This is a genomic window from Streptomyces sp. NPDC001410, assembly GCF_042895235.1.
Lineage (GTDB): Bacteria > Actinomycetota > Actinomycetes > Streptomycetales > Streptomycetaceae > Streptomyces.
This window is the reverse complement of record NZ_JBIAWE010000013.1, coordinates 27229-48157: the sequence shown is the minus strand read 5'-3', so window position 1 is coordinate 48157 and position 20929 is coordinate 27229. Positions and strand designations below refer to the sequence as shown.

The following is a 20929-nucleotide window of genomic DNA, read 5'->3' as shown; positions in this document are numbered from 1 at the left end:
AGGCGGCCCGCATGCCCACCAGGATTCTCCCGGCCGGCGCGGACCCGGACGCCGTCCGCTCCCTCACCACGCTGCTCAGCCAGCTGCCCGACGCCGAACCGCAGCCGCCCGTCGGTGACTCCACCCAGCTGGTCGACACCCTCGCCCGCCTCGCCGCCGAGTCGGTGGACGAACTGCCCGAGGTCGTCGTCGTACATGAGCGGATCGGTCCGGTTCCGGCCCTGGAGCTGATCCGCGAGGTCGCCCTGCGCTTTCCGGCCGTCGGCGTCATCCTCGTTACGACCGACGCGAGCCCGGGCCTGTTCGCCGCCGCCATGGACTCCGGCGCCCGCGGCCTGGTCGCGCTCCCGCTGTCGTACGAGGAACTCGCCAGCCGCGTCCAGGCCGTCGCCCAGTGGTCCACCGGCGTACGCCGCCATCTCGGCCACGGCGCCGACGTGTTCGGCGGGGCCGGCGGTACGGTCGTCACGGTCAGCGGCGCCAAGGGCGGCGTCGGCGCGACCCTGGCCGCGATCCAGCTCGCGCTCGCCGCCCAGGCCTCCGGCCGGTCCACCGCCCTGGTCGATCTCGACCTGCAGACCGGCGACATCGCCTCCTACCTGGACGTCCAGTTCCGCCGCTCGGTCGTCGACCTCGCCGCCATCAGCGACATCTCCCCGCGCGTCCTCGCCGACGCCGTCTTCCGCCACGACACCGGCCTCGCCCTGCTCCTCGCCCCCGGCGAGGGCGAGCGCGGCGAGGAGGTCACCGACCGGGCCGCCCGCCAGATCGTGAGTGTCCTGCGCTCCCGGTACGAGGTCGTCGTGGTGGACTGCGGGGCCCAGCTCGGCGCGGCGAACGCGGCCGTCGTGGAGTCGGCCGACACCGCCCTGCTGGTGACCACCCCGGACGTGGTCGCCGTACGCGCCGCCAAGCGGACCGTGCGCATGTGGGACCGGCTGCAGATCCGCAAGGCCGAGGAGACGACGGTCGTCGTCAACCGGCACACCCGGAGCACGGAGATCCAGCCCGCGCTGGTGCAGCGGATCACCGGTACGGCGGTGGCGCGTACCGCCGTACCCGCCAACTTCAAGGAGCTGCAGGGGGTCGTGGACGCGGGGCGCCTGCACGAACTCGACAGCAGGAGCACGGTGAAACAGGCCCTGTGGGCCCTCGCCGGCGAACTGGGCCTGGCGAAGGCACCCGAGGGGTCCCATCGCGGGAGCGGCCGGGGGGCGGTCGGCTTCCGGCGGCGGAAGGAGTGAGGGGTGACCGGACGGCCGGGAGGGGATCGGGGACAGGTCAGCATCGAGTTCCTCGGGATGACTCCGCTGATCATCCTGACGCTGGTGCTCATGTGGCAGTGCGTGCTCGTGGGGTACGCGTACACGCTCGCGGGGAATGCTGCGGACGAGGGCGTACGGGCGGGGACGGCGGCGCCTCGGGGCGAGCGGTTCGGCGCGTGTGAGCAAGCCGCGCTGAAGCATCTGTCGGGGGCGTGGCGAGGGGGTGCCAGGGTGGACCAGTGCGGGGGGACCGGTTACGTGACCGCCGACGTGGCGCTGAAGGTCCCCGTCCTCTTCCCCGGCTCGATCGACTTCCCCGTCACGGTGCACGGACACGCCGGTGCCGTGGAGGAGGTGAAGCGCTGAGATGCCTCCGGTAGCTGAGACGCCTCCGGTATCCGGGATGCCGCGCCGACGCCGTCGCCGCCGCGATGCGGGGCAGGTCGCCATCGAGTACCTCGGGTTCGTTCCGGTCCTGCTGATCGTCGGGCTGGCCGGCATCCAGATCGGGGCCGTCGCCTACGCCGCCGAGCAGGCCGGTACGGCGGTCCGGGCGGGGGCGCGGGCCGCGTCGCTGCGGCAGGACGCGCAGCAGGCGTGTGCGCAGGCGGTCAGCGGCGGAATCACGGTGCGCTGCTCGTCGGCCGAAGGGGACGGCTCGGTCACCGTCACCGCCACCGTCCACATCCCCGAGGTCGTCTGGGACTTCGGCGACGCCCACAAGACCGCCACCATGCCGCTCGACCACTGAACGAGGAGTTGCCGACCCATGAGTCTGCGGGCACGCATCAACTCCCCCGAGGAGCACGGCAGCCGGGGCGAGGACGGGCACCTGGTCGCCTCCTACCGGGCCAAGCTGCTGGAGGAGATCGACCTCGCCGAGATGAGCTCGCTGGCCGCCGCCGAACGCAGGGCGCGGCTGGAGCGGGTGCTCGGGCACATCATCAGCCGCGAGGGCCCGGTGCTGTCGACGGTCGAACGCTCCCAGCTGATCCGCCGGGTGGTGGACGAGGCACTCGGCCTCGGCATCCTGGAGCCGCTGCTGGAGGACGCGTCGATCACCGAGATCATGGTGAACGGACCCGACGCGATCTTCGTGGAGCGCGGCGGCCGGGTCGAGCAGCTGCCGCTCCGCTTCGCCTCGGCGGACCAGCTGATGCAGACCATCGAGCGGATCGTGTCCACGGTCAACCGCCGGGTCGACGAGTCGAACCCGATGGTGGACGCCCGCCTCCCCTCCGGCGAGCGCGTCAACGTCATCATCCCGCCGCTGTCGCTGACGGGCCCCACCCTCACCATCCGCCGCTTCCCGCGCTCCTTCACCCTCCAGGAGCTGATCGGCTTCGGCTCGCTCGACGAGCACATGGTGTACCTGCTGGCGGGGCTGGTGCAGGCGAAGTTCAACATCATCGTCTCCGGGGCGACCGGCACCGGCAAGACGACCCTGCTCAACGCCCTCTCCGGGCTGATCCCGGCGCACGAGCGGATCATCACCATCGAGGACTCGGCCGAACTCCAGCTCCAGCAGACCCATGTGGTCCGGCTGGAGTCACGGCCGCCGAACGTCGAGGGCAAGGGCCAGGTCACCATCCGCGACCTGGTCCGCAACTCGCTGCGCATGCGGCCCGACCGGATCGTCGTCGGTGAGGTCCGTGGCGGCGAGTCCCTCGACATGCTCCAGGCCATGTCCACGGGCCACGACGGCTCCCTTGCCACGGTCCACGCCAACAGCGCCGAGGACGCGCTCACCCGGCTGCAGACCCTCGCCTCCATGTCCGACGTCGAGGTGCCGTTCGTTGCCCTGCACGACCAGATCAACAGCGCCGTCGACGTCCTCGTCCAGCTCACCCGGTTCGCCGACGGCGCCCGCCGCATCACCGAGATCGCCCTGCTCGACAGCCACGGCGGCGACCCGTACCGGCTGGCGTCCGTGGCCCGCTTCCACGCCCGCCCCATGACGCCCGACGGCCGGGTGTACGGCGCCTTCGAGTACTTCCCGCTGCCACGCCGTACCGCCGACCGGCTCTTCATGGCGGGCCAGCCCGTCCCGCAGGCCTTCGGTGTCGCCCACTCCGCGGACCAGCTCGCCACCCGAGAAGCCAGGTAGGACCATGGAACTCCACACTCTCGTCCGGCTCACCACCGGTGTCGCGCTGCTGACCTGCGTCCTGGCCGTCGTCGGAGTGCACACCTACGCGGCCGGCCGGGCCCAGCGCGCCGAACTGGTCGAGCGGTTGTCGTCCACCGGCCAGGCACCGGCGACCGGCCGCAGGCGCCGCTTCCGCAACCTCGACCGCCGTCTGCGCCGTACGGCACTGGGCCGGAAGCTGGAGCTGCGGCTGGCGGCGACCGGCCTGGACGTCACCCCGGGCGAGTTCTTCGCCTACATGCTCGCCGCGGTCGCCGCGCTCTGGCTGATCGGCCAGGCCTCCCTGGCCCCCTTCTTCGGCCCGCTCGCCGGACTGCTCGGCATCTGGGCGGCGGTCCAGTTCCTCAACTGGCAGCGCCAGAAACGCATCGAGCGCTTCATCAACCAACTCCCCGAACTGGCCCGCATCCTGGCCAACGCCACGCAGGCAGGGCTCGCCCTGCGCACCGCGATCGGCATGGCCGCCGAGGAGCTGGAGGCACCGGCGGGCGAGGAACTGGCCAAGGTGTCCAGCCAGTTGGCGATCGGCCACTCCCTGGACGACGCTCTCGGTGAACTGGCCGAACGCCTCCCCTCCCGCGAGCTGGTCGTCCTCGTGACGACGCTGGTCCTCTCCAACCGCGCAGGCGGCCAAGTGGTCTCGGCGCTGCGGAACCTGACCGAGACACTGGAGGAACGCAAGGAGACCCGGCGCGAGATCCGCACCCAGCTCTCCCAGGTGACCATGACGTCGTACGCCGTCCCCGTCCTCGGCGTCGGCGCCCTGTTCCTGATGAACGGGGTCAAGGACGGCGCCCTGGAGCGGATGACCGGCTCACCGGTCGGCCAGGCCTGCGTGATCATCGCCTTCGCGATGTATGCCGTCGGCTTCGTGCTCATCCGCCGTATGAGCCGGATCGACGTGTGAGGGGCCTGACGTGATGGGATTCCTGTTCGCACTCCTCATGGGCCTCGGTGTCTGGGGCGTCTTCGCCGGTATCCGGATGTACCGCGCGGACGCCAGACTCCCCGGCGACCTGGCGCTCGCCCTGGAGGTCGGCGCCACCCGCACCGGCGCCGTGGGCTCCGTCATCGACCGCATGGGCATGCGCTACGCCCCCGCGGTGCTGCGCCTGATGGGCCCCCGCCTGGTCGCCAAGTACCGCCGAAAGATCGACCTCGCGGGCAACCCCGGTGGCCTGACCATCGACCGCTACGCCGCCCGCCGCGCGGTGTACGGCGCCCTCGGTGGTGTCGGCTTCCTGGTGTTCCTGCTGCGGGGCCAGTGGTTCGTGGCCCTCCTCCTGTTACTTTTCGGCGCGTTCTGGACGGAGGTCGGCATCTGGTCGGCGATCCGAGTCCGCAAGGACGTGATCGAACGGACGCTGCCGGACTTCCTGGACGTGCTGGCGGTGGTGGTCAGCGCCGGACTGGGCTTCCGCCAGGCCCTGGACCGGGTGGCTTCGCGCTACGAGGGCCCCTGGGCGGACGAACTCCGCATCACGCTGCGTCAGATGGACCTCGGCATGAGCCGTCGCCAGGCCTTCGCGGAACTGCGCCGCCGCAACGACTCGGAGCAGGTTGCCATGTTCGTCACCGCGCTCCAGCAGGGCGAGGAACTGGGCGCCCCGATCGTCGACACGCTCGTCTCCCTGGCCAAGGACATGCGCCGCACGGACGCCCAGAACGCCCGCCGCAAAGCCGCCCGCGCGGTCCCCAAGGCCACGCTGATGATCACCACGTTCATGGTCCCGGCGACGATGCTCCTGCTGGGCGCGGGCCTGCTGCTCGGCTCCGGCGTGGACTTCGGCTCGCTCACGGGGAAGTGAGCGGCGGATGACGACGATGGGAGCGACAGGACGGCCGGGCAGGCGCCTGACCCTCCGGGGGCTGGGGAGGGGGTGGCGGGCGTGGTTCGAGTGCGGCCGCCCGAAGCGGTTGTCGGTGCCGCCTCGGATATCCCGGATGGTGCGGATGTCCAGGGCATCGCAGGCGGATGCTCCCGTCCCCGAACCCTCCGAGAAGATCCAGATACGGGCCCTGCAGGCGATGTGCCGTCAGGTCTTCGGCTTCCGGCTGGCGATGATCGTCGTGGCCGCCCCCGCGGCCCTGCTCAACGCGGCCCCGGGCCTGGGTGTCCGCCTGGTCGGGGCGGCCGTGGTCGTCACCTTCATGGTGTCGTACGTCCTCTTCCGCGACTGGGAGCGCTTCGGCCCCCTGCTCCTGCGCCACCCCAGCCTGCTCGCCGCCGACACCCTCTTCGGGTCCCTCCTCCTGATCTCGGCGGGTCCGGACACCACCCTCGCCTACGTCAGCGTGTGCACCCCGCTGCTGGCGGGCCTGGTCTACAGCTGGCGGGGCGCGGCCTGTTTCGCCTCCCTGCAGTCGCTGATCCTGCTCCTGGTCCACGCGACCCTGAAGTCCGACGGCCGGACCGCCGTGGCCGAGTCCCTCCTCCTGCCCGGCCTGTGCGTCATCGCCGGTGCGATGGGCTCGACCCTGCGCAACCTGATGCTCCGCTTCGGCGCGGCCACCCAGGCCCTCACGGCGGTCCAGGCCCGCCTGGCGGCGACCGAGGCGGTGCACGCGGAACGGGCCCGGCTGGCCCGCGAGATGCACGACTCGGTGGCCAAGACCCTGTACGGCGTAGCCCTGGCGGCCGACGGCCTGGCGACGACGGCATCGGCCGACGCACCCGACCCGGCCCGCATCCGACAGCAGGCGGAACTGGTGTCCCGCTCGGCACGCAGGGCGGCGGCGGAGTCTAGGGAACTGCTGGAAGACCTGCGCCGGGAGGAGACGCCGACCGCGGCGCGGCCGACGGACCTGTGGACGGAACTGAGCGCACGCACGGCGGACTTCACGACCCGTACGGGCATACCGGTGTCCTGCCGGCGACTGAACGCAATCCCCGTCCCGCCCGTCCCCCCGCCCTTCGCCCGCGATCTCCTCGCCATCGCCACGGAGGCGCTGGAGAACACCCACCGCCACGCGTCGGCGACCCGGGTGGACCTGACCGTGGGGATCGACGGCGACCTGCTCCGCCTGACGATCCACGACGACGGGAGCGGCCTGCCCCCCGGCACCACCCTCGAACGGCTTCGCCACTCCGGCCACTTCGGCCTGCTGGGCATGGTCGAGCGCGCGGCCTTGGCCGGGGCCCGGATCCGTATCGGGCGGGGCGAGCACGAGCGGGGTACGGAGGTTCGGGTGGAGCTGCCGCTGCGCGTCCTCGCCGTCGATCTTTCATCCCGGGAAACCTGAGAGGAGGCACCCGATGCAGCACCGGAACCCGCCGGGCCTGGACTTCCCGGCACCCACTGCCACGGCCCCCCTGCGCCTCGTGGTGGCCGACGACAACCCCGTGATCCGCGCCGGCCTCAGCGCCCTTCTTTCCGACCGCGAGGACACCACGGTGGTCGCGGAGGCGGCGGACGGCCGCGAGGCGTACGAGGCGGCACTGCGACACCGCCCCGACGTGATCCTCCTCGACGTCCGCATGCCCGGCGTCGATGGAATCTCTGCGTTGCCCCACCTGGTCCGGCTGGCTCCCGTCATGATGCTCACCTACAGCCACGAGACGGAGACCGTGCGGGAGGCTTTGCGGCTGGGGGCGGGGGGATATCTGGTGCACGGGGAGTTCACCGCGGAGCAGCTGGTGAGGGCGGTGCGGGATGTGCGGGAGGGGCGGCCGCATGTGACACCGGGGGCGGCGAAGGCGTTGCTGACTCACCTTCAGGCGAGTGCACCTGCACACGCGGAACCTGAACTCTCAACTCTTCTCGGCGTGATTCCGCCGCAACAGCTTTCGCACATGCAATCCGATGTGGGACAGTCGTTTCGGTCGCGGTTCCAACTGAGTGCCAGGGAGGCGGAGATCATGGACCTCATCGCGTCCGGCATGACCAACCAGCAGATCGCCGCGGCCTGCTTCATCAGCGAGAAGACGGTCAAGAACCACATCAACCGCATCTTCGCCAAGCTCCACAGCACGAGCAGGTCGCAGGCGGCCGCGAAGTGGTTGGGGGTGGGGTGAGGTGGATTGGGTCCGGGGTTGGGTCCTGGGGCCCTCTGGGGGGCACCGGCCTTCGCCTTACGTTGCCGGGATCGGAAGCGAAGTCGGAGGGGAACACCGTGAGCGATCTGTTTCTGAGGTTCTGGGTTGCCATGCAGCGGCGCACCGACGACAAGGGGCAGACCGCGGTCGAGTACCTGGGGATCATCGCTGTGGTGGTGGCGATCGTGTTGGCGATCACGGGTACGGACATCGGCCAGACGATCCTCGACAAGATCAAGGAAAAGATCACCGAAATCACCTGACGCGCCCGCGCGGGTTCAGCGACCGAGGGCAGGCCTTCCCCATCTACATCACAGTGGTGGCGGGCCTGCTCTTTCTTGCGTTGGCCTACCTTGCCGTCGGACAAGCATCGGTGAATCGGAGCGGTGCGCAGACCGCGGCAGATGCGGCTGCACTGGCCGCCGCCCAGAGCACCCGTGATCAACTGGCGGGTAAGTGGTTGGAAGACCTGCTCGACCCAACGAAGTGGCAGGACATCTTCGACGGCAAGGTTGCGGTTGACGATCCGTGCTGGCGTGCCGGACAGCTCGCTGCGGCGAACGACGCCAAGTTGGACACCTGCGAACCGTTGGAGCCGCTGAAGTACACGGTGACGGTGACGACCAACAAGTCGGTGGGCCATTCCGTCGTACCTGGGACAGAGAACATCAAGTCGTCGAAGTCCGCTACGGCCGAGATCGAGCCGCTCTGCAAGTTCAAGCTCCCGGGAGAGGACGCAGGAGCCAACGTGCTGCCTCAACTCACCTGCGATGGCAAGGCATGGGACCTGAATACGGACGACCAAGCCGGGCTTCCGAAGCCCGAGGACCTCTTCGACGTTCACCTGGCCGACTGACAAGCGAAGGAAGCAGAGTCATGAGCATTCGGTTCACTGCGCAAGCCCGCAGGGGGCTGGTCGCGCTCACAGTGTCGACAGGTCTGGCTTTCGGTCTGGCCGCTTGCGGCGGTGGTGGTGATGCCAAGAAGCCGGAGACATCGGCATCCGCTTCAAAGAGCGGTGGCTCCAAGCCGAGTGCTCAGGAGGGCCAGTCCGATGAGCCGTTGGCGGAACTGAAGGGCCCGAACGGGCTGCTCCTTCAGATCATGTCCGCCACGCGCGACTCCGGCGGATTCGTCACCGTGAACGGAAACCTGAAGAACGACAGCGGTAGTACGGCAGTGATCCCGTCCAATCTCAGCGGCAACGAGACGGAGATCATCAGAAACGGCAGCTCACTCGGTGGGGCCACGCTCGTCGACTCCAAGGGCAAGAAGCGCTACTACGTACTACGCGATACAGACGGACGGCCACTCACCACAACAGGCCTGCCATCCCTCAAAGCTGGTCAAACGCTGCCGGTGTTCATGCAGTTCCCCTCCCCTCCGACCACCGCATCCGAAGTCAACTTCCAGCTCCCCGGCTTCTCCACGGCCACCATCCAGATCTCAGGGTGAGGCCAAAGTGACCACCACACCCCGCCTCACCCTCACCCTCACCACCGCAGCGCTCCTCGCCGTCACCAACCTCACCCTCGCCCACGCCGACGACACCGACCCCAGCAACCCCCCGGGCACGGAACCCTCCGCGACCGCCCCCGTGAAGCTCGACCCCACCGACCCCGACCTCAAGCTCCCCGAGGGCGCCACCCTCGCTCAGCCCAAGGTGCTGGACATCAAGTCGGTCGTGGAAGATCAGAGCGGGGACGAGCGCCGTGAGGACACCAACGCGGACGTGACGTTCGCGCTCCAGGCCGAGGTGCTGTTCAGTAAGGACAGCGCCAAGCTCGGCGGGGAGGCCAAGGCCCGCATCGCGACGATCGCCGAGGAGATCAAGAAGCAGAACGCGACCCAGGTCCGCGTCTTCGGCTTCACCGACAACCTCGGCTCCTCGGCCCACGGCGACGTCCTGTCCAAGCAGCGCGCCAACGCCGTGCAGGCGGTCCTGGACCAGGACCTGAACAGCCCGGACATCACCTTCGACGTACGCGGCTACGGCGAGCAGTACCCGATCGCCGACAACTCGACGGAGGAGGGCCGGAAGAAGAACCGACGGGTGGAGGTCTCGTTCCCGCGCACGGAGAGCTGATGGGGCGGGCAGCCATCCACTGGAGTGGAAGACAGCCGACGTATACGCCGCGTATACTCGCGGCATGTCCGACGTCATGATTCGCGTGCCCGCCGAAGTCCGTGACCAGCTCGCCGCCGTAGCGGAGGCGCGTGGGACCAGTCTCCGTGCCCTCATGCAGGAGATAGCTGCGCAGACCCTGACTCCCGAGCAGATCAAGGAGCGGGCAGATCGCACCCGCGCTCTGCTCGCCGAGCGGTTCGGGCATTACGTGACGGACGAGGAATCCACCGAGATGCGGCGCAAAATGCGGGAGGCCACCGTCGCTCACCGGGCTGCTCTCGCAGAGGCGGAGTCGTCCCGTTGAACCAGATCGAACACTACGTCCTCGACAGCCCCACACTGCTGGTGATGGGCGGCAACAAGCAGGTCTCCGGCCTCATCCATGCTGCGGCGTCCAGCGATGACGTGCGCCTGTGGGCGCCTGTCCTGTGCCTCTTGGAGGCTGAGCGTGAGCGCGTGGGGATCATCGCCCACGCGGGTGTGCTGCTGGACGTACTCCGTGTCATCGATGACGACTACGCGATGGCCATGACTGTCGCCGAGCTGCTTCGCGACGGTGTCGCCTTCGGTGTCGCGGCAGCGGTGCACGTGGCACGACCGAATCCGATGCTTCCCGAAGGGGCGCTGGTGGCCACCGTCGCGCCGGAGGCCTATGACGGGCTCGGAGTCGGGGTCATGGACCTGAATCGTTGACGTCCCCTCGCCCGTGAGAGAAGGGCTCACGCGCTCCCTTACTCGCCCACTTCGTACTCGAACCAGATCCGATGGGTGCCGTCCGCGTCGATCGCCATGCCGCCGGCCCCTCGGATCCCGGCCAGCGCCCCCGTCCCGCTCCCCGGCACGATCACGAAGAACTCGGACTCGCGGCCTTCCCCCAGGGTCGTCGCCGAGTGGGCGAAGTTGAAGGAACCGGCCGCGCCGTGGAGGGATCCCTCGAAGGACTCCATGGCGACGTAGGTACCGGTGGCCGTGGCCTGGTCGTACGCGGCGGTGAACAGCGTGGCCGACACCCCGCTGATCTCACCGTCGTACTGCTTTCGCATTGTGGCCACCCCGACGGGCACCGCCGTCTCGACCACCGGCCCGGCGACCTCCGCCGGAGTGAACTCCGCAACCTTGAACGTCCCAGATGCTCGCATGCCCGGATGCTATGCCGCCCCACTGACAACGGCCCGACAGCTGACAGCGGCGTCCACAGCGGACCGACCGGCCGTCAGGACACACCACCCTCAGGACACACCGCCCTCCGCTTCGACGCCGACCACCGCCCCCACCGTCAGCCCCCACCCGGCCATCGCCCCGGCCTCCGCCTCCAGCACATGCCGGGAACGGAACCGGGGTAGGCCCATGCGCCCCGGCTTCATCGTGCGTACGGCGATGACCCGCAGCCGGCGATCGAGATAGGCGACGTCGATCGCCATCCGCATCCGGAAGGTGTGCACCCCGCTGGCCGGCGACAGCAGCATCACCCCGTCGACCGAGTCCCGGCCCAGCAGCCCTTTCGTCCGGGCGCGGTACGAAGTCGCGATCTCCAGGGGGAGTGGGACGGAGGCTCCGTCCGTCCGTTGCACGACCAACTTGCCTCGCCCGTCCCGCCAGCGCCGCCCCATGCCGGCCACCTCCGCCCGCCCTCACCCGGTCGAGGCGACCGTACCCGTCACCACCCACCGGTGACCCGCCGCGCGTGTGATCGAGTTTGCGTGACCCCGGTCGATGGCTAGGAAAGGTCCATGACTGGAATTGGTGCCGTATTCCGACCCCAACTTCCCCCCGAGCGGCTTCGCGAGGTGGCCCGGATCGCGGATGCCACAGGGCTCGAAGAACTCTGGCTGTGGGAGGACTGTTTCCGGGAGGGCGGGATTTCCACGGCCGCCGCCGCTCTCGCCTGGACCGAGCGGGTGCGGGTGGGCGTCGGGCTGATGCCCGTGCCGCTCCGGAACGTGGCCGTCACCGCCATGGAAGCCGCGTCACTGGAGCGGATGTTCCCGGGCCGGGCCGTCCTGACCGTGGGGCACGGTGTGCAGGACTGGATGGGGCAGGTCGGCGCGCGGGCCGCCTCGCCCCTCACCCTGCTGGGTGAGCATCTGGACGCCCTGCGCGCCCTGTTGCGCGGGGAGCGGCTCAGCGTGAGCGGACGGTACGTCCGGCTGGACGACGTCGGCCTCGACTGGCCGCCGGAGCAGCCGGTCGACGTACTGGCCGGAGCCACCGGAGTCCGTACGCTCCGCCTCTCCGGCGCCAGGGCCGACGGCACCCTGCTCACCGCCTCCACCTCGCCGGAGGGCGTACGGGAGGCCCGGCGGATCATCGACGAGGGGCGGCGGGAGGCGGGGCGTACCGAGCCGCACCGGGTCGTCGTCTATCTGCTGGCCGCCACCGGAGCCGACGCCGCAGCCCGGCTGCGCGCCGAACTCGCCGCCGAGGGGCTGGAGTCGGTCCCCGACCTCGGGGTCGCGGGGGACGCGGGTGCCGTGGCCAAGGCGGTGCAGCGGCTGGCCGAGGCCGGTGCCGACACCGTCGTCCTGCAGCCGACGGGGGACGAGCCCGACCCGGAGGGCTTCGTGCGCTTCGTCGCGGAGGAGGTTCGGCCCCTGGTGCCGTAGCGGAGGAGGCCGCGGGAGACGCGGGGTGTTGTCAGTGGCGGCTGCCACACTGCCACGCATGACCGGCGAACACAGCGACGTGCGTCTGCGGGACGTGACGGACGACGACCTCCACCTCTTCCACGACTACGAGCAGGACCCGGAAGCCGTCCGGCGGTCGAGGTTCACCCCCCGGCCGCGGGACGCCTTCCTCAGACACTGGCGGGAGCGCGTGCTCGGCGATCCCGACTGCCTCGTGCGGACGGTCACCGTCGAGGGGGAGGTGGCCGGCAGCATCGTCTCCTGGACGGAGGACGGGCAGCGGTACGTCGGCTACTGGCTCGGGCGGCCGTACTGGGCCCGCGGCGTCGGCACCCGCGCCCTCGGCCTCTTCCTGGAGCTGGAGCGGGTACGGCCCCTGTACGCCGACCCGTTCTCCGGCAACACCGCCTCCGTCCGCCTGCTGGAGAAGCACGGCTTCGAGCGCGCCGGTACGGTCCGGCACGGGGAGGACGAGCACGTTCTGCTGGTGCTCGGCGGCCGGGCTCCCGAGAAACGCGGGTGACGGCCCCCGGTTCCTAGGCCTCGGTGACCGGGCGGTGGTCGCCCGTCGCCCCGTCGATCAGCTCGCGCAGGATGTCCATGTGGCCGGCGTGCCGGGCCGTCTCCTCGATCATGTGGACGAGGGTCCAGCGCAGGGAGACGGAGACGTCGCGCCAGGCGGGGCGGCCCGGAGCGTCCAGGGGCGACTCGGCGATCGTGCGGTCGGCGGCGGCGCGGGCGCGGCCGTAGAAGGCGACGATCTGCTCCGTCGTCTCACCGGGGGCCACGCTCATGTCCTCGCCCTTGTACGGGTCGAACCACAGGGGTTCCCCCGCACGCCCGAACGTCTCCACGAGCCAGCCGTACTCCACCGAGGCCAGATGCTTGACCAGGCCGAGCAGGGTCGTCCCGCTCGGTGTCATCGGACGGCGCAGCTGCTCGTCGTCCAGCCCGTCCAGCTTCCAGAGCACGGCGTCCCGGTGCCGGTTCAGGCTCGCGTGCAGGATGTCCTTCTCACCGGCGGTGTGGCCGGCTGCCGAGGTCGTCATGTCCGCGGAAATTAGCAGGCCCGACCGACAACGCCCTGCGACCATGGCGTTCATGACGGACAACCGCTCCTTTGAACAGCTCGTGGCCGAGGGCGTCGCCGAGCCCACCGAGGGATGGGACTTCTCGTGGTTCGAGGGGCGGGCCACGGAGGCGCGGCCGTCCTGGGGGTACGCACAGTCGGCGGGGGAGCGGCTGGCCCGGGCCGAGGCCGCGCTGGACATCCAGACCGGGGGCGGTGAGGTGCTCGACTTCGCCCTGGGCCGGGCGGGGGAGGACGGACCGAGGCTGGTCGCGGCCACGGAGGGCTGGCCGCCGAACGTCGCCAAGGCCACCGCCCTGCTGCGGCCGCGCGGTGTGGTGGTCGTCGCCGCACCGGACGACGCGCCGCTGCCGTTCGCCGACGAGGCCTTCGACCTGGTGCTCAGCCGGCACCCGGTGCGGCCGGACTGGGCGGAGATCGCCCGGGTGCTGCGGCCCGGCGGTACGTACTTCGCCCAGCATGTCGGGCCCAGCAGTGCGTTCGAGCTGGTCGAGTACTTCCTCGGGCGTCAGCCGGACGAGGTGCGCGGCGGCCGTGATCCCGAGCGGGAGCGGAAGGACGCGGAGGCGGCGGGGCTTGAGGTCGTGGACCTGCGGGCGGAGCGGCTGCGGATGGAGTTCCATGACATCGCCGCCGTCGTGCACTTCTTGCGCAAGGTCGTCTGGATGGTCCCCGGCTTCACCGCCGAGGCGTACGCGCCCCAACTGCGCTCCCTGCACGAGCGGATCGAGAAGGAGGGGCCGTTCGTGGCGCACAGCTCCCGCCATCTCTTCGACGTCCGGAAGCCGACCCCCTGACGAACTGGACTTTCAGGGCATTTCACCGTCCAGTTCACTCGCAGTTCTCTCGCGGTTTCCACATCGTTATCGGCGGCGGTTCACACCCGCCCCACCCGTCACGTAAGTTCAGACCAAGGTAATTCGCGTGAGCAAAGCTGCGCGGGCGGCACCGCGCAGTGGAGGGGGCTGCGCGGTGCTGCGATGCCGAGCCGAACGCGCAGCGGAACCGTCAAGTCACCGTTCGCTGCCCGGTAGCCCGTCGGAGGGATGCTCGGACAACTCGCCGAACCATCCCCAAGGCGCCCCAAATCCTCTTGATCTCTCCATATGGGCCCCGATCCCCTGGGATTCCGCTGTGAATCAGCCATGAAATGCCCCGGAATCCATTGTTCCGCGTGCGTCGGGGCGTCGTCGGGCGATTCCGGAGAGTAGTTGTATCGCGCCGATGCACCCACCATCCCTTACGAAGGGTTATGGTGGAAACCCCCCCTCGGGCCGGTCCGTCTCCCCCCCACGGACCGGCCCGTTTTTTCATGGGGAACTCCCGGAACTTCAGAACAAGGGACGAGCGTCCCAACCTGACGGGCCGAGCCGACGGCAGGGGTAGGCTCAAAACCCGCCCAACCCCCGGAGGGTCCCGTGAACGTGCGCGACACGCTGCGCAGCCTGCTCGTCAGGCTCTACGCACGCCGGGTGGAAGGCCACCTGGACCACGCCCAGGTGCCCAAGCACATCGGCGTCATCATGGACGGCAACCGCCGCTGGGCGAAGGCCGCCGGCTCCACGACGGTCCACGGCCACCGCGCCGGTGCCGAGAAGATCGAGGAGTTCCTCGGCTGGTGCAGCGAGACCGACGTCGAGGTCGTCACCCTGTGGCTGCTGTCCACGGACAACTTCGACCGCCCGCAGGACGAGCTGGGTCCTCTCCTCGGCATCATCGAGGACGTCGTCCGCACCCTCGCCGCCGACGGCCGCTGGCGGGTGCACCACGTCGGCACCCTCGACCTGCTGCCGCCCGGGATGCAGCGCACCCTCAAGGAGGCCGAGGAGACCACGGCCCACGTCGACGGAATAGTGGTCAACGTCGCCATCGGCTACGGCGGCCGCCAGGAGATCGCCGACGCCGTGCGCTCCATGCTCCTCGACGCCCGGGACAAGGGTGTGTCGATGGAGGACCTCGCCGAGTCCGTCGACATCGACATGATCGGCCGTCATCTCTACACCGGAGCCCAGCCCGACCCGGACCTGGTGATCCGTACCAGCGGCGAGCAGCGGCTGTCCGGATTCATGCTGTGGCAGACCGCACATTCCGAGTACTACTTCTGCGAGGTCTTCTGGCCCGCCTTCCGCAAGGTCGACTTCCTGCGCGCGCTGCGCGACTACGCGGCACGTCACCGCCGTTACGGCGGCTGATCCGCCTCGAACACCGCGCCCGTCACCACTGCGGCGGGGTGTTCGGTTCACCCCGGTTGGGGCGCAAGTAACAAGGAGTTCACCGGCGCGCTGTTGGCCGCTTTTGCATGGCGGTGCATGTTCGAGGGCATAAGCCAAGCAGGTCGACGCCCGAACCACGGGCGTCGGATCTCAGCGGGCGGCACGGGGCCGCCCGCCCGGGAGGCCCTTTGCACCAGCCCGACCGTGCTGTCACTGCACGGAAGCAGCCGCGGAGGTCCGGTGTCCGGCCCGCCGTCCGCGGGGGCCAGGGACCGGTCGCAATGCTCCCTCCCTCCCGGCCCGGCTTCCACTTCGTCGCTCCCCGACCTCATCCGAGGGGGTACGTCCTTCCGTGGTGACCAGCACAAAGCGCCACAAGTCAGACCGGCGCACGTATGTTCTCGACACCAGCGTCCTGCTGGCCGATCCGAACGCCCTGACCCGCTTCGACGAGCACGAGGTCGTGCTCCCCATCGTCGTGGTCACGGAGCTGGAGGCCAAGCGGCACCATCCCGAACTCGGGTACTTCGCCCGCCAGGCCCTGCGCCTGCTGGACGACTACCGGGTCAAGCATGGTCGCCTCGACGCCCCCATCCCGATCGGGGAGCTGGGCGGAACGATCCGTGTCGAGCTCAACCACTCGGACCCCAGCGTGCTGCCCACCGGCTACCGCCTGGGGGACAACGACTCCCGCATCCTCGCGGTGGCCCGGAACCTGCAGGCCGAGGGGTACGACGTCACCGTCGTGTCGAAGGACCTGCCGCTCAGGATCAAGGCCTCCTCCGTCGGTCTGCTGGCCGAGGAGTACCGCGCCGAACTCGCCATCACGGAGAACTCCGGCTGGACCGGAATGTCCGAACTGACGCTCGCCGGCGAGCAGGTGGACATCCTCTTCGAGGAAGGGCATGTGTACGTCCCGGAGGTCTCCGACCTCCCCGTGCACACTGGCCTGACCATCCAGTCCGAGCGCGGCAAGGCGCTCGGCCGGATCTCCGCCGAGGGCAACGTCCGTCTGGTGCGCGGCGACCGGGAGGCGTTCGGCATCAAGGGCCGCAGCGCCGAGCAGCGCATCGCGCTCGACCTGTTGCTCGACCCGGACGTCGGCATCGTCTCGATGGGCGGCCGGGCCGGCACCGGCAAGTCGGCGCTCGCGCTGTGCGCGGGCCTGGAGGCGGTCCTGGAGCGTCGCCAGCACCAGAAGGTGATGGTCTTCCGGCCGCTGTACGCGGTGGGCGGGCAGGAGCTGGGCTATCTGCCGGGCTCCGAGGCGGAGAAGATGAGCCCCTGGGCGCAGGCCGTCTTCGACACGCTCTCCGCGGTCACCAGCCGCGACGTCATCGAGGAGGTCACCGCGCGCGGGATGCTGGAGGTCCTGCCCCTGACCCACATCCGGGGCCGCTCCCTGCACGACGCGTTCGTGATCGTCGACGAGGCGCAGTCGCTGGAACGGAACGTCCTGCTGACCGTTCTGTCCCGAATCGGCGCGAATTCGCGGGTCGTTCTGACCCACGACGTCGCACAGCGGGACAATCTGCGCGTAGGCCGCTACGACGGTGTGGTCGCCGTCGTGGAGAAGCTGAAGGGGCATCCCCTCTTCGCGCACGTCACGTTGACGCGTTCCGAGAGGTCCCAGATTGCGGCGCTTGTGACCGAAATGCTGGAGGACGGTCACATCTGACGTACATCTGACGTACGCCCGACGCCCGTTGGCGCCGTCCGGCAAAGGTCAAGAGCCTAGCCGGGCGGCGCCTTGGCGTGTGGGGGTTTCCTGAAATCCCCTGGGGCAAACGAGGTGTGAGCTTTCACACGCAACGCAGAATTGCCACCCGGTGTCGGGTTACGGCAGAGTCTCACTCCTGTCAGGCCCCGCATACGACACACCTGTACCCCCAGCGGTACGGCACCACAGAAGAACCACCTCTAACTCCATAGAGTTGTCGTATGCCGCCCGAGCACCACGCGGCACTCCCCTCGCGGGAGTTGCCCACCGGGCCCGCGCCTCCCGTGACCCCGCAGTTGGGAGGCCAGTGTTCAGGGGCACGATTGCGTCCGCCAGGGTCACCGAAGCGGGCGATGCTGGAAGGAAACCGTGTGAGCCGGATTTCGGTCCGGGGATTCGCAGTGGTCTCGGCCACCGCGGTCACCGCTGTCGGAAGCGTCGTCGGCGTTGCCTCGGGCAGCACCGCGCAGCCCAACGACGCCGAGGCGACGGCAGCCGACACCACGCTCCTCGCGGACATACCCGCGGGTCAGCAGGCCCAGGTGCAGACCGCATCCCTGACGCAGCAGGCCGACTCGCAGGCCATCGCCGCGGACGCGAGCGCCAAGAAGGACGCCGAGGCAGCCGCCCGCAAGGCCGCCGCCGAGACCGCGGTCGCCAAGAAGGCTGCCGCCGAGAAGGCCGAGAAGGAAGCCAAGGCTCGCGCGGAGGCGCAGAAGGCGACCACCCGGTCGACCCGCGACTCCTCCAGCTTCCCCGTGCAGAGCAGCTACAGCGTCGCGCAGATCCAGGCGATGGCGCGCCAGATGGTGGCCAGCGGCCAGTTCCAGTGCTTCAGCAACATCGTGGACCACGAGTCCAGCTGGAACTACCGGGCCGTCAACGCCTCCTCCGGCGCCTACGGTCTCTTCCAGGCCCTGCCCGGCTCCAAGATGTCGTCCGTCGGCTCCGACTGGCAGACCAACCCGGCCACGCAGATCAAGTGGGGCCTCAACTACATGAACAGCCGGTACGGCAGCCCCTGTGAGGCCTGGTCGTTCTGGCAGGCCAACCACTGGTACTAGGCCGCCCGGCTTTCGCTCAACCCTGCGCAGCCCCTCCCCGTCCTAGGGGGAGGGGCTTTCGCCCTGTACGGTCGTACCCGAACGACTCCAGGGGGGAGTGGTGGCAGACACCCGGGGACGCGGGGGAAGAGGACGGATCATGTCGCGAGTGCCAGGGTGGCTCGGCCGACTCGGCGCCGGGCTGACCGAGATGAGCGAGCGGCTGCACGAGCGCCGTGCCGAGGTGGAGAAGGACACCGTCCCCGAACCCGCCCTCGCCGAGCGCGCCCCCGACCCGGTGGTGCCCGCGCCCCGGCCGGCCGCCCCGTCCGGTCCCCGCCCCGACCCCGCCGAGGCCGTGCCCTGGGGCGTGCGCGTCGCGGCCGAGGCCGGCTGGCGGCTGCTGGTCCTCGCCGGCACCGTGTGGGTCCTCATGCGGGTCATCAGCGCCGTACAACTGGTGGTCTTCGCCTTCGTCATCGCCCTGCTGATCACCGCGCTGCTCCAGCCGACGGTCGCCCGGCTCAGGCGCCGCGGGGTGCCGCGCGGCCTGGCCACCGCGATGACCGCCATCCTCGGCTTCGTGGTCATCGGCCTGATGGGCTGGTTCATGACCTGGCAGGTCATGGAGAACATCGACACGCTCTCCAACCAGATCCAGGGCGGCATCGACGACCTGCGCAACTGGCTGCTGAAGAGCCCCTTCCACGTCACCGACAAGCAGATCAACCAGATCGCCAAGAACCTCCGCGAGGCGATCGGCGCCAACGCCGACCAGATCACGTCGGCCGGCCTGGAGGGCGTCCAGGTCATCGTCGAGGCCCTGACCGGCATCCTGCTGGTGTTCTTCTCGACGCTGTTCCTGCTCTACGACGGCGAGCGCATCTGGCAGTGGTTCCTGAAGCTGGTGCCCGCCGCGGCCCGCCCCGGCGTGGCCGGCGCCGGCCCCCGCGCCTGGAACACCCTGACGGCCTACGTCCGGGGCACGGTCCTGGTCGCGCTGATCGACGCCATCTGCATCGGCGTCGGCATCTACTGGCTGGATGTGCCGATGGCCGTCCCGCTGGCCGTCTTCATCTTCCTGTTCTCGTTCATCCCGCTCGTGGGCGCGGTCGCCTCCGGCGCGCTCGCGGTGATCGTGGCGCTGGTGACCCAGGGCGTCTTCGTGGGCGTCATGACCCTCGTGGTGGTGCTCCTGGTCCAGCAGATCGAGGGGCACATCCTGCAGCCGTTCATCCTCGGCCGTGCGGTCCGTGTCCACCCGCTCGCGGTGGTCCTCACGGTGGCGGCCGGCGGCATGGTGGCGGGCATCGGCGGCGCAGTGGTCGCCGTACCGCTGGTGGCGGTCACGAACACGGTGGTCGGGTACTTGCGCCAGTATTCGCTGGAGGTCCAGCAACAACCAGCCCGTCCGGGGGTGCCCCCTCTGGGGGAGTTTGAGGACGAGGCCGTTGAGGTCGAAAGGGGGTCCGGGGGCGCAGCCCCCAGGGACGCCCAGGAAAACACGGAGGGCCTCGCCCACCAGGAGTGAGCGAGGCCCCGGCACGACGGCCTACTCAGCGAGCAGCGCCTCCGCGTCCAGCGTGACGCCGACCGCCTGAATCACAGAGGCGATCTTGAACGCCTCCTGGACGACCTCACGGTCGATCCCGGCCTTGCGCAGCACCTGCTCGTGCGAGTCCAGGCACATTCCGCAGCCGTTGATCGCGGAGACCGCGAACGACCACAGCTCGAAGTCGACCTTCTCCACGCCCGGGTTGCCGATGACGTTCATCCGCAGGCCCGCGCGCAGGGTGCCGTACTCGTGGTCGGACAGCAGGTGACGCGTCCGGTAGAAGACGTTGTTCATCGCCATGATCGCGGCCGCGGACTTGGCCGCGGTGTACGCCTCCGGCGTGAGGTTCGCCTTCGCCTCGGGCTCCAGCTCGCGCAGGACGATGGGGGAACGGGAGGCGATGGCGGTCGCCAGCACCGTGCCCCACAACTGCTGCGCGGGCAGGTCGGAGTTGCCGATGACCGAGCCCAGGTTGAGCTTCAGGTCCTTGGCGTAGTCCGGGACGCGGGACTTCAGCGAGTCGAGCGACATGGGTCACTCACCGGCCAGCAGCGCGACCGGGTCGAGCGTCTCGTCGCCCTTGCTCCAGTTGCACGGGCACAGCTCGTCGGTCTGCAGGGCGTCCAGGACCCGCAGGACCTCCTTGGGGTTACGGCCGACGGAGCCGGCGGTCACCATGGAGAACTGGATCTCGTTGTTCTGGTCGACGATGAAGACGGCACGCTTGGCGAAGCCGTCCTCGCCCTCGATGCCCAGGTCGCGCATCAGCTCGTGCTTGGAGTCGGCCATCATCGGGAACGGCAGGTCACGCAGGTCGTCGTGGTCCTTGCGCCAGGCGTGGTGCACGAACTCGGAGTCACCGGAGAAGCCGAGCACCTGGGCGTCACGGTCGGCGAACTCGTCGTTCAGCTTGCCGAACGCCGCGATCTCGGTCGGGCACACGAAGGTGAAGTCCTTCGGCCAGGCAAAAACGATCTTCCACTTGCCCTCGTAGGTCTTGTGGTTGATCGTCTCGAACTCCTTGCCCTTCTCCAGCGAGACGCAGGCGGTCAGTTCGAACTCGGGGAACTTGTCACCGACAGTGAGCACTAGCTCTCCTTGCAGCG

26 protein-coding genes are annotated in these 20929 nt (G+C 69.7%); 21 read left to right on the top strand and 5 right to left on the bottom strand.

The window, feature by feature from the left end:
- Nucleotides 1-11: 11 nt before the first annotated feature.
- The 14 genes from ACFY3C_RS27615 to ACFY3C_RS27550 all read left to right on the top strand — a co-directional run bounded on the left by ACFY3C_RS27615 (nucleotide 12) and on the right by ACFY3C_RS27550 (nucleotide 10271).
- Complete coding sequence (locus ACFY3C_RS27615; RefSeq protein ID WP_390772626.1) at nucleotides 12-1244, top strand: CpaE family protein; 1233 nt, start codon at nucleotides 12-14, stop codon at nucleotides 1242-1244.
- A gap of 3 nt (nucleotides 1245-1247) precedes the next feature.
- Nucleotides 1248-1631, top strand: coding sequence for a TadE family protein (locus ACFY3C_RS27610; protein ID WP_386579301.1), 384 nt, complete (start codon nucleotides 1248-1250; stop codon nucleotides 1629-1631).
- Nucleotides 1632-1668: 37 nt separating this feature from the next.
- Nucleotides 1669-2016 carry a TadE family protein gene (locus tag ACFY3C_RS27605; protein WP_390772625.1) on the top strand — a complete coding sequence of 116 codons (348 nt, stop codon included), beginning with the start codon at nucleotides 1669-1671 and terminating at the stop codon, nucleotides 2014-2016.
- A gap of 18 nt (nucleotides 2017-2034) precedes the next feature.
- Nucleotides 2035-3372 (top strand): CpaF family protein, encoded by a 1338-nt coding sequence (locus tag ACFY3C_RS27600; RefSeq protein WP_386579305.1) that lies wholly within the window; start codon nucleotides 2035-2037, stop codon nucleotides 3370-3372.
- 4 nt (nucleotides 3373-3376) lie between these two features.
- The gene (locus ACFY3C_RS27595; protein ID WP_390772624.1) at nucleotides 3377-4321 is read left to right on the top strand and encodes a type II secretion system F family protein; all 945 of its coding nucleotides are present in this window, start codon (nucleotides 3377-3379) and stop codon (nucleotides 4319-4321) included.
- Nucleotides 4322-4334: 13 nt separating this feature from the next.
- A complete protein-coding gene (locus ACFY3C_RS27590; RefSeq protein ID WP_390772623.1) occupies nucleotides 4335-5222 on the top strand; it encodes a DUF5936 domain-containing protein in 888 nt (295 codons plus the stop codon).
- A 145-nt stretch (nucleotides 5223-5367) separates the two neighbouring features.
- The gene (locus ACFY3C_RS27585; RefSeq protein WP_390772622.1) at nucleotides 5368-6657 is read left to right on the top strand and encodes a sensor histidine kinase; all 1290 of its coding nucleotides are present in this window, start codon (nucleotides 5368-5370) and stop codon (nucleotides 6655-6657) included.
- A 13-nt stretch (nucleotides 6658-6670) separates the two neighbouring features.
- Complete coding sequence (locus tag ACFY3C_RS27580) at nucleotides 6671-7429, top strand: response regulator (protein ID WP_390772621.1); 759 nt, start codon at nucleotides 6671-6673, stop codon at nucleotides 7427-7429.
- Nucleotides 7430-7527: 98 nt separating this feature from the next.
- Complete coding sequence (locus ACFY3C_RS27575; RefSeq protein WP_390772794.1) at nucleotides 7528-7713, top strand: Flp family type IVb pilin; 186 nt, start codon at nucleotides 7528-7530, stop codon at nucleotides 7711-7713.
- Complete coding sequence (locus tag ACFY3C_RS27570; protein WP_390772781.1) at nucleotides 7710-8306, top strand: pilus assembly protein TadG-related protein; 597 nt, start codon at nucleotides 7710-7712, stop codon at nucleotides 8304-8306. The genes ACFY3C_RS27575 and ACFY3C_RS27570 overlap by 4 nt, the downstream gene beginning before the upstream one ends.
- A 20-nt stretch (nucleotides 8307-8326) precedes the next feature.
- Nucleotides 8327-8905, top strand: coding sequence for a hypothetical protein (locus ACFY3C_RS27565; RefSeq protein WP_390772620.1), 579 nt, complete (start codon nucleotides 8327-8329; stop codon nucleotides 8903-8905).
- Between the two features lie 7 nt (nucleotides 8906-8912).
- Nucleotides 8913-9536 (top strand): OmpA family protein, encoded by a 624-nt coding sequence (locus ACFY3C_RS27560; RefSeq protein WP_390772619.1) that lies wholly within the window; start codon nucleotides 8913-8915, stop codon nucleotides 9534-9536.
- Between the two features lie 64 nt (nucleotides 9537-9600).
- On the top strand, nucleotides 9601-9882 hold the full coding sequence (locus tag ACFY3C_RS27555) for an Arc family DNA-binding protein (RefSeq protein ID WP_386579318.1): 282 nt from the start codon (nucleotides 9601-9603) through the stop codon (nucleotides 9880-9882).
- Entirely contained in the window at nucleotides 9879-10271 is a 393-nt protein-coding gene (locus tag ACFY3C_RS27550) for a hypothetical protein (RefSeq protein WP_386579320.1), read from the top strand. Before ACFY3C_RS27555 ends, ACFY3C_RS27550 begins: the two co-directional genes overlap by 4 nt.
- A gap of 38 nt (nucleotides 10272-10309) precedes the next feature.
- Here the strand turns inward: ACFY3C_RS27550 and ACFY3C_RS27545 are convergent, their stop codons facing one another.
- Nucleotides 10310-10717, bottom strand: a complete 408-nt coding sequence (locus tag ACFY3C_RS27545) for a DUF3224 domain-containing protein (protein ID WP_386579321.1) — start codon at nucleotides 10715-10717, stop codon at nucleotides 10310-10312.
- 90 nt (nucleotides 10718-10807) lie between these two features.
- Nucleotides 10808-11188 (bottom strand): DUF192 domain-containing protein, encoded by a 381-nt coding sequence (locus ACFY3C_RS27540; RefSeq protein ID WP_386579323.1) that lies wholly within the window; start codon nucleotides 11186-11188, stop codon nucleotides 10808-10810.
- A gap of 120 nt (nucleotides 11189-11308) precedes the next feature.
- Between ACFY3C_RS27540 and ACFY3C_RS27535 the strand changes: the two genes are divergently transcribed.
- Nucleotides 11309-12181: an LLM class flavin-dependent oxidoreductase gene (locus tag ACFY3C_RS27535; protein ID WP_390772618.1), complete on the top strand. Its 873-nt coding sequence runs from the start codon at nucleotides 11309-11311 to the stop codon at nucleotides 12179-12181.
- A 58-nt stretch (nucleotides 12182-12239) separates the two neighbouring features.
- Nucleotides 12240-12725, top strand: coding sequence for a GNAT family N-acetyltransferase (locus tag ACFY3C_RS27530; protein ID WP_390772617.1), 486 nt, complete (start codon nucleotides 12240-12242; stop codon nucleotides 12723-12725).
- A gap of 13 nt (nucleotides 12726-12738) precedes the next feature.
- Here ACFY3C_RS27530 and ACFY3C_RS27525 read toward each other — a convergent pair whose 3' ends face one another.
- Complete coding sequence (locus ACFY3C_RS27525) at nucleotides 12739-13251, bottom strand: DinB family protein (protein ID WP_390772616.1); 513 nt, start codon at nucleotides 13249-13251, stop codon at nucleotides 12739-12741.
- A 52-nt stretch (nucleotides 13252-13303) separates the two neighbouring features.
- Here ACFY3C_RS27525 and ACFY3C_RS27520 point away from each other — a divergent pair, with 52 nt between their 5' ends.
- The 5 genes from ACFY3C_RS27520 (at nucleotide 13304) to ACFY3C_RS27500 (ending at nucleotide 19799) form a co-directional block, all read left to right on the top strand.
- Nucleotides 13304-14089 (top strand): class I SAM-dependent methyltransferase, encoded by a 786-nt coding sequence (locus ACFY3C_RS27520; protein WP_390772615.1) that lies wholly within the window; start codon nucleotides 13304-13306, stop codon nucleotides 14087-14089.
- A gap of 621 nt (nucleotides 14090-14710) precedes the next feature.
- Nucleotides 14711-15484 (top strand): isoprenyl transferase, encoded by a 774-nt coding sequence (locus tag ACFY3C_RS27515; protein ID WP_386579332.1) that lies wholly within the window; start codon nucleotides 14711-14713, stop codon nucleotides 15482-15484.
- A gap of 373 nt (nucleotides 15485-15857) precedes the next feature.
- Nucleotides 15858-17183 (top strand): PhoH family protein, encoded by a 1326-nt coding sequence (locus ACFY3C_RS27510; RefSeq protein ID WP_390772614.1) that lies wholly within the window; start codon nucleotides 15858-15860, stop codon nucleotides 17181-17183.
- 413 nt (nucleotides 17184-17596) lie between these two features.
- Complete coding sequence (locus tag ACFY3C_RS27505; protein ID WP_386579336.1) at nucleotides 17597-18289, top strand: transglycosylase SLT domain-containing protein; 693 nt, start codon at nucleotides 17597-17599, stop codon at nucleotides 18287-18289.
- 139 nt (nucleotides 18290-18428) lie between these two features.
- A complete protein-coding gene (locus ACFY3C_RS27500; protein WP_390772613.1) occupies nucleotides 18429-19799 on the top strand; it encodes an AI-2E family transporter in 1371 nt (456 codons plus the stop codon).
- A 21-nt stretch (nucleotides 19800-19820) separates the two neighbouring features.
- Here the strand turns inward: ACFY3C_RS27500 and ACFY3C_RS27495 are convergent, their stop codons facing one another.
- On the bottom strand, nucleotides 19821-20354 hold the full coding sequence (locus ACFY3C_RS27495) for an alkyl hydroperoxide reductase (RefSeq protein WP_386579340.1): 534 nt from the start codon (nucleotides 20352-20354) through the stop codon (nucleotides 19821-19823).
- A gap of 3 nt (nucleotides 20355-20357) precedes the next feature.
- Complete coding sequence (locus ACFY3C_RS27490; protein WP_149547415.1) at nucleotides 20358-20912, bottom strand: peroxiredoxin; 555 nt, start codon at nucleotides 20910-20912, stop codon at nucleotides 20358-20360.
- Between the last annotated feature and the right edge of the window lie 17 nt (nucleotides 20913-20929).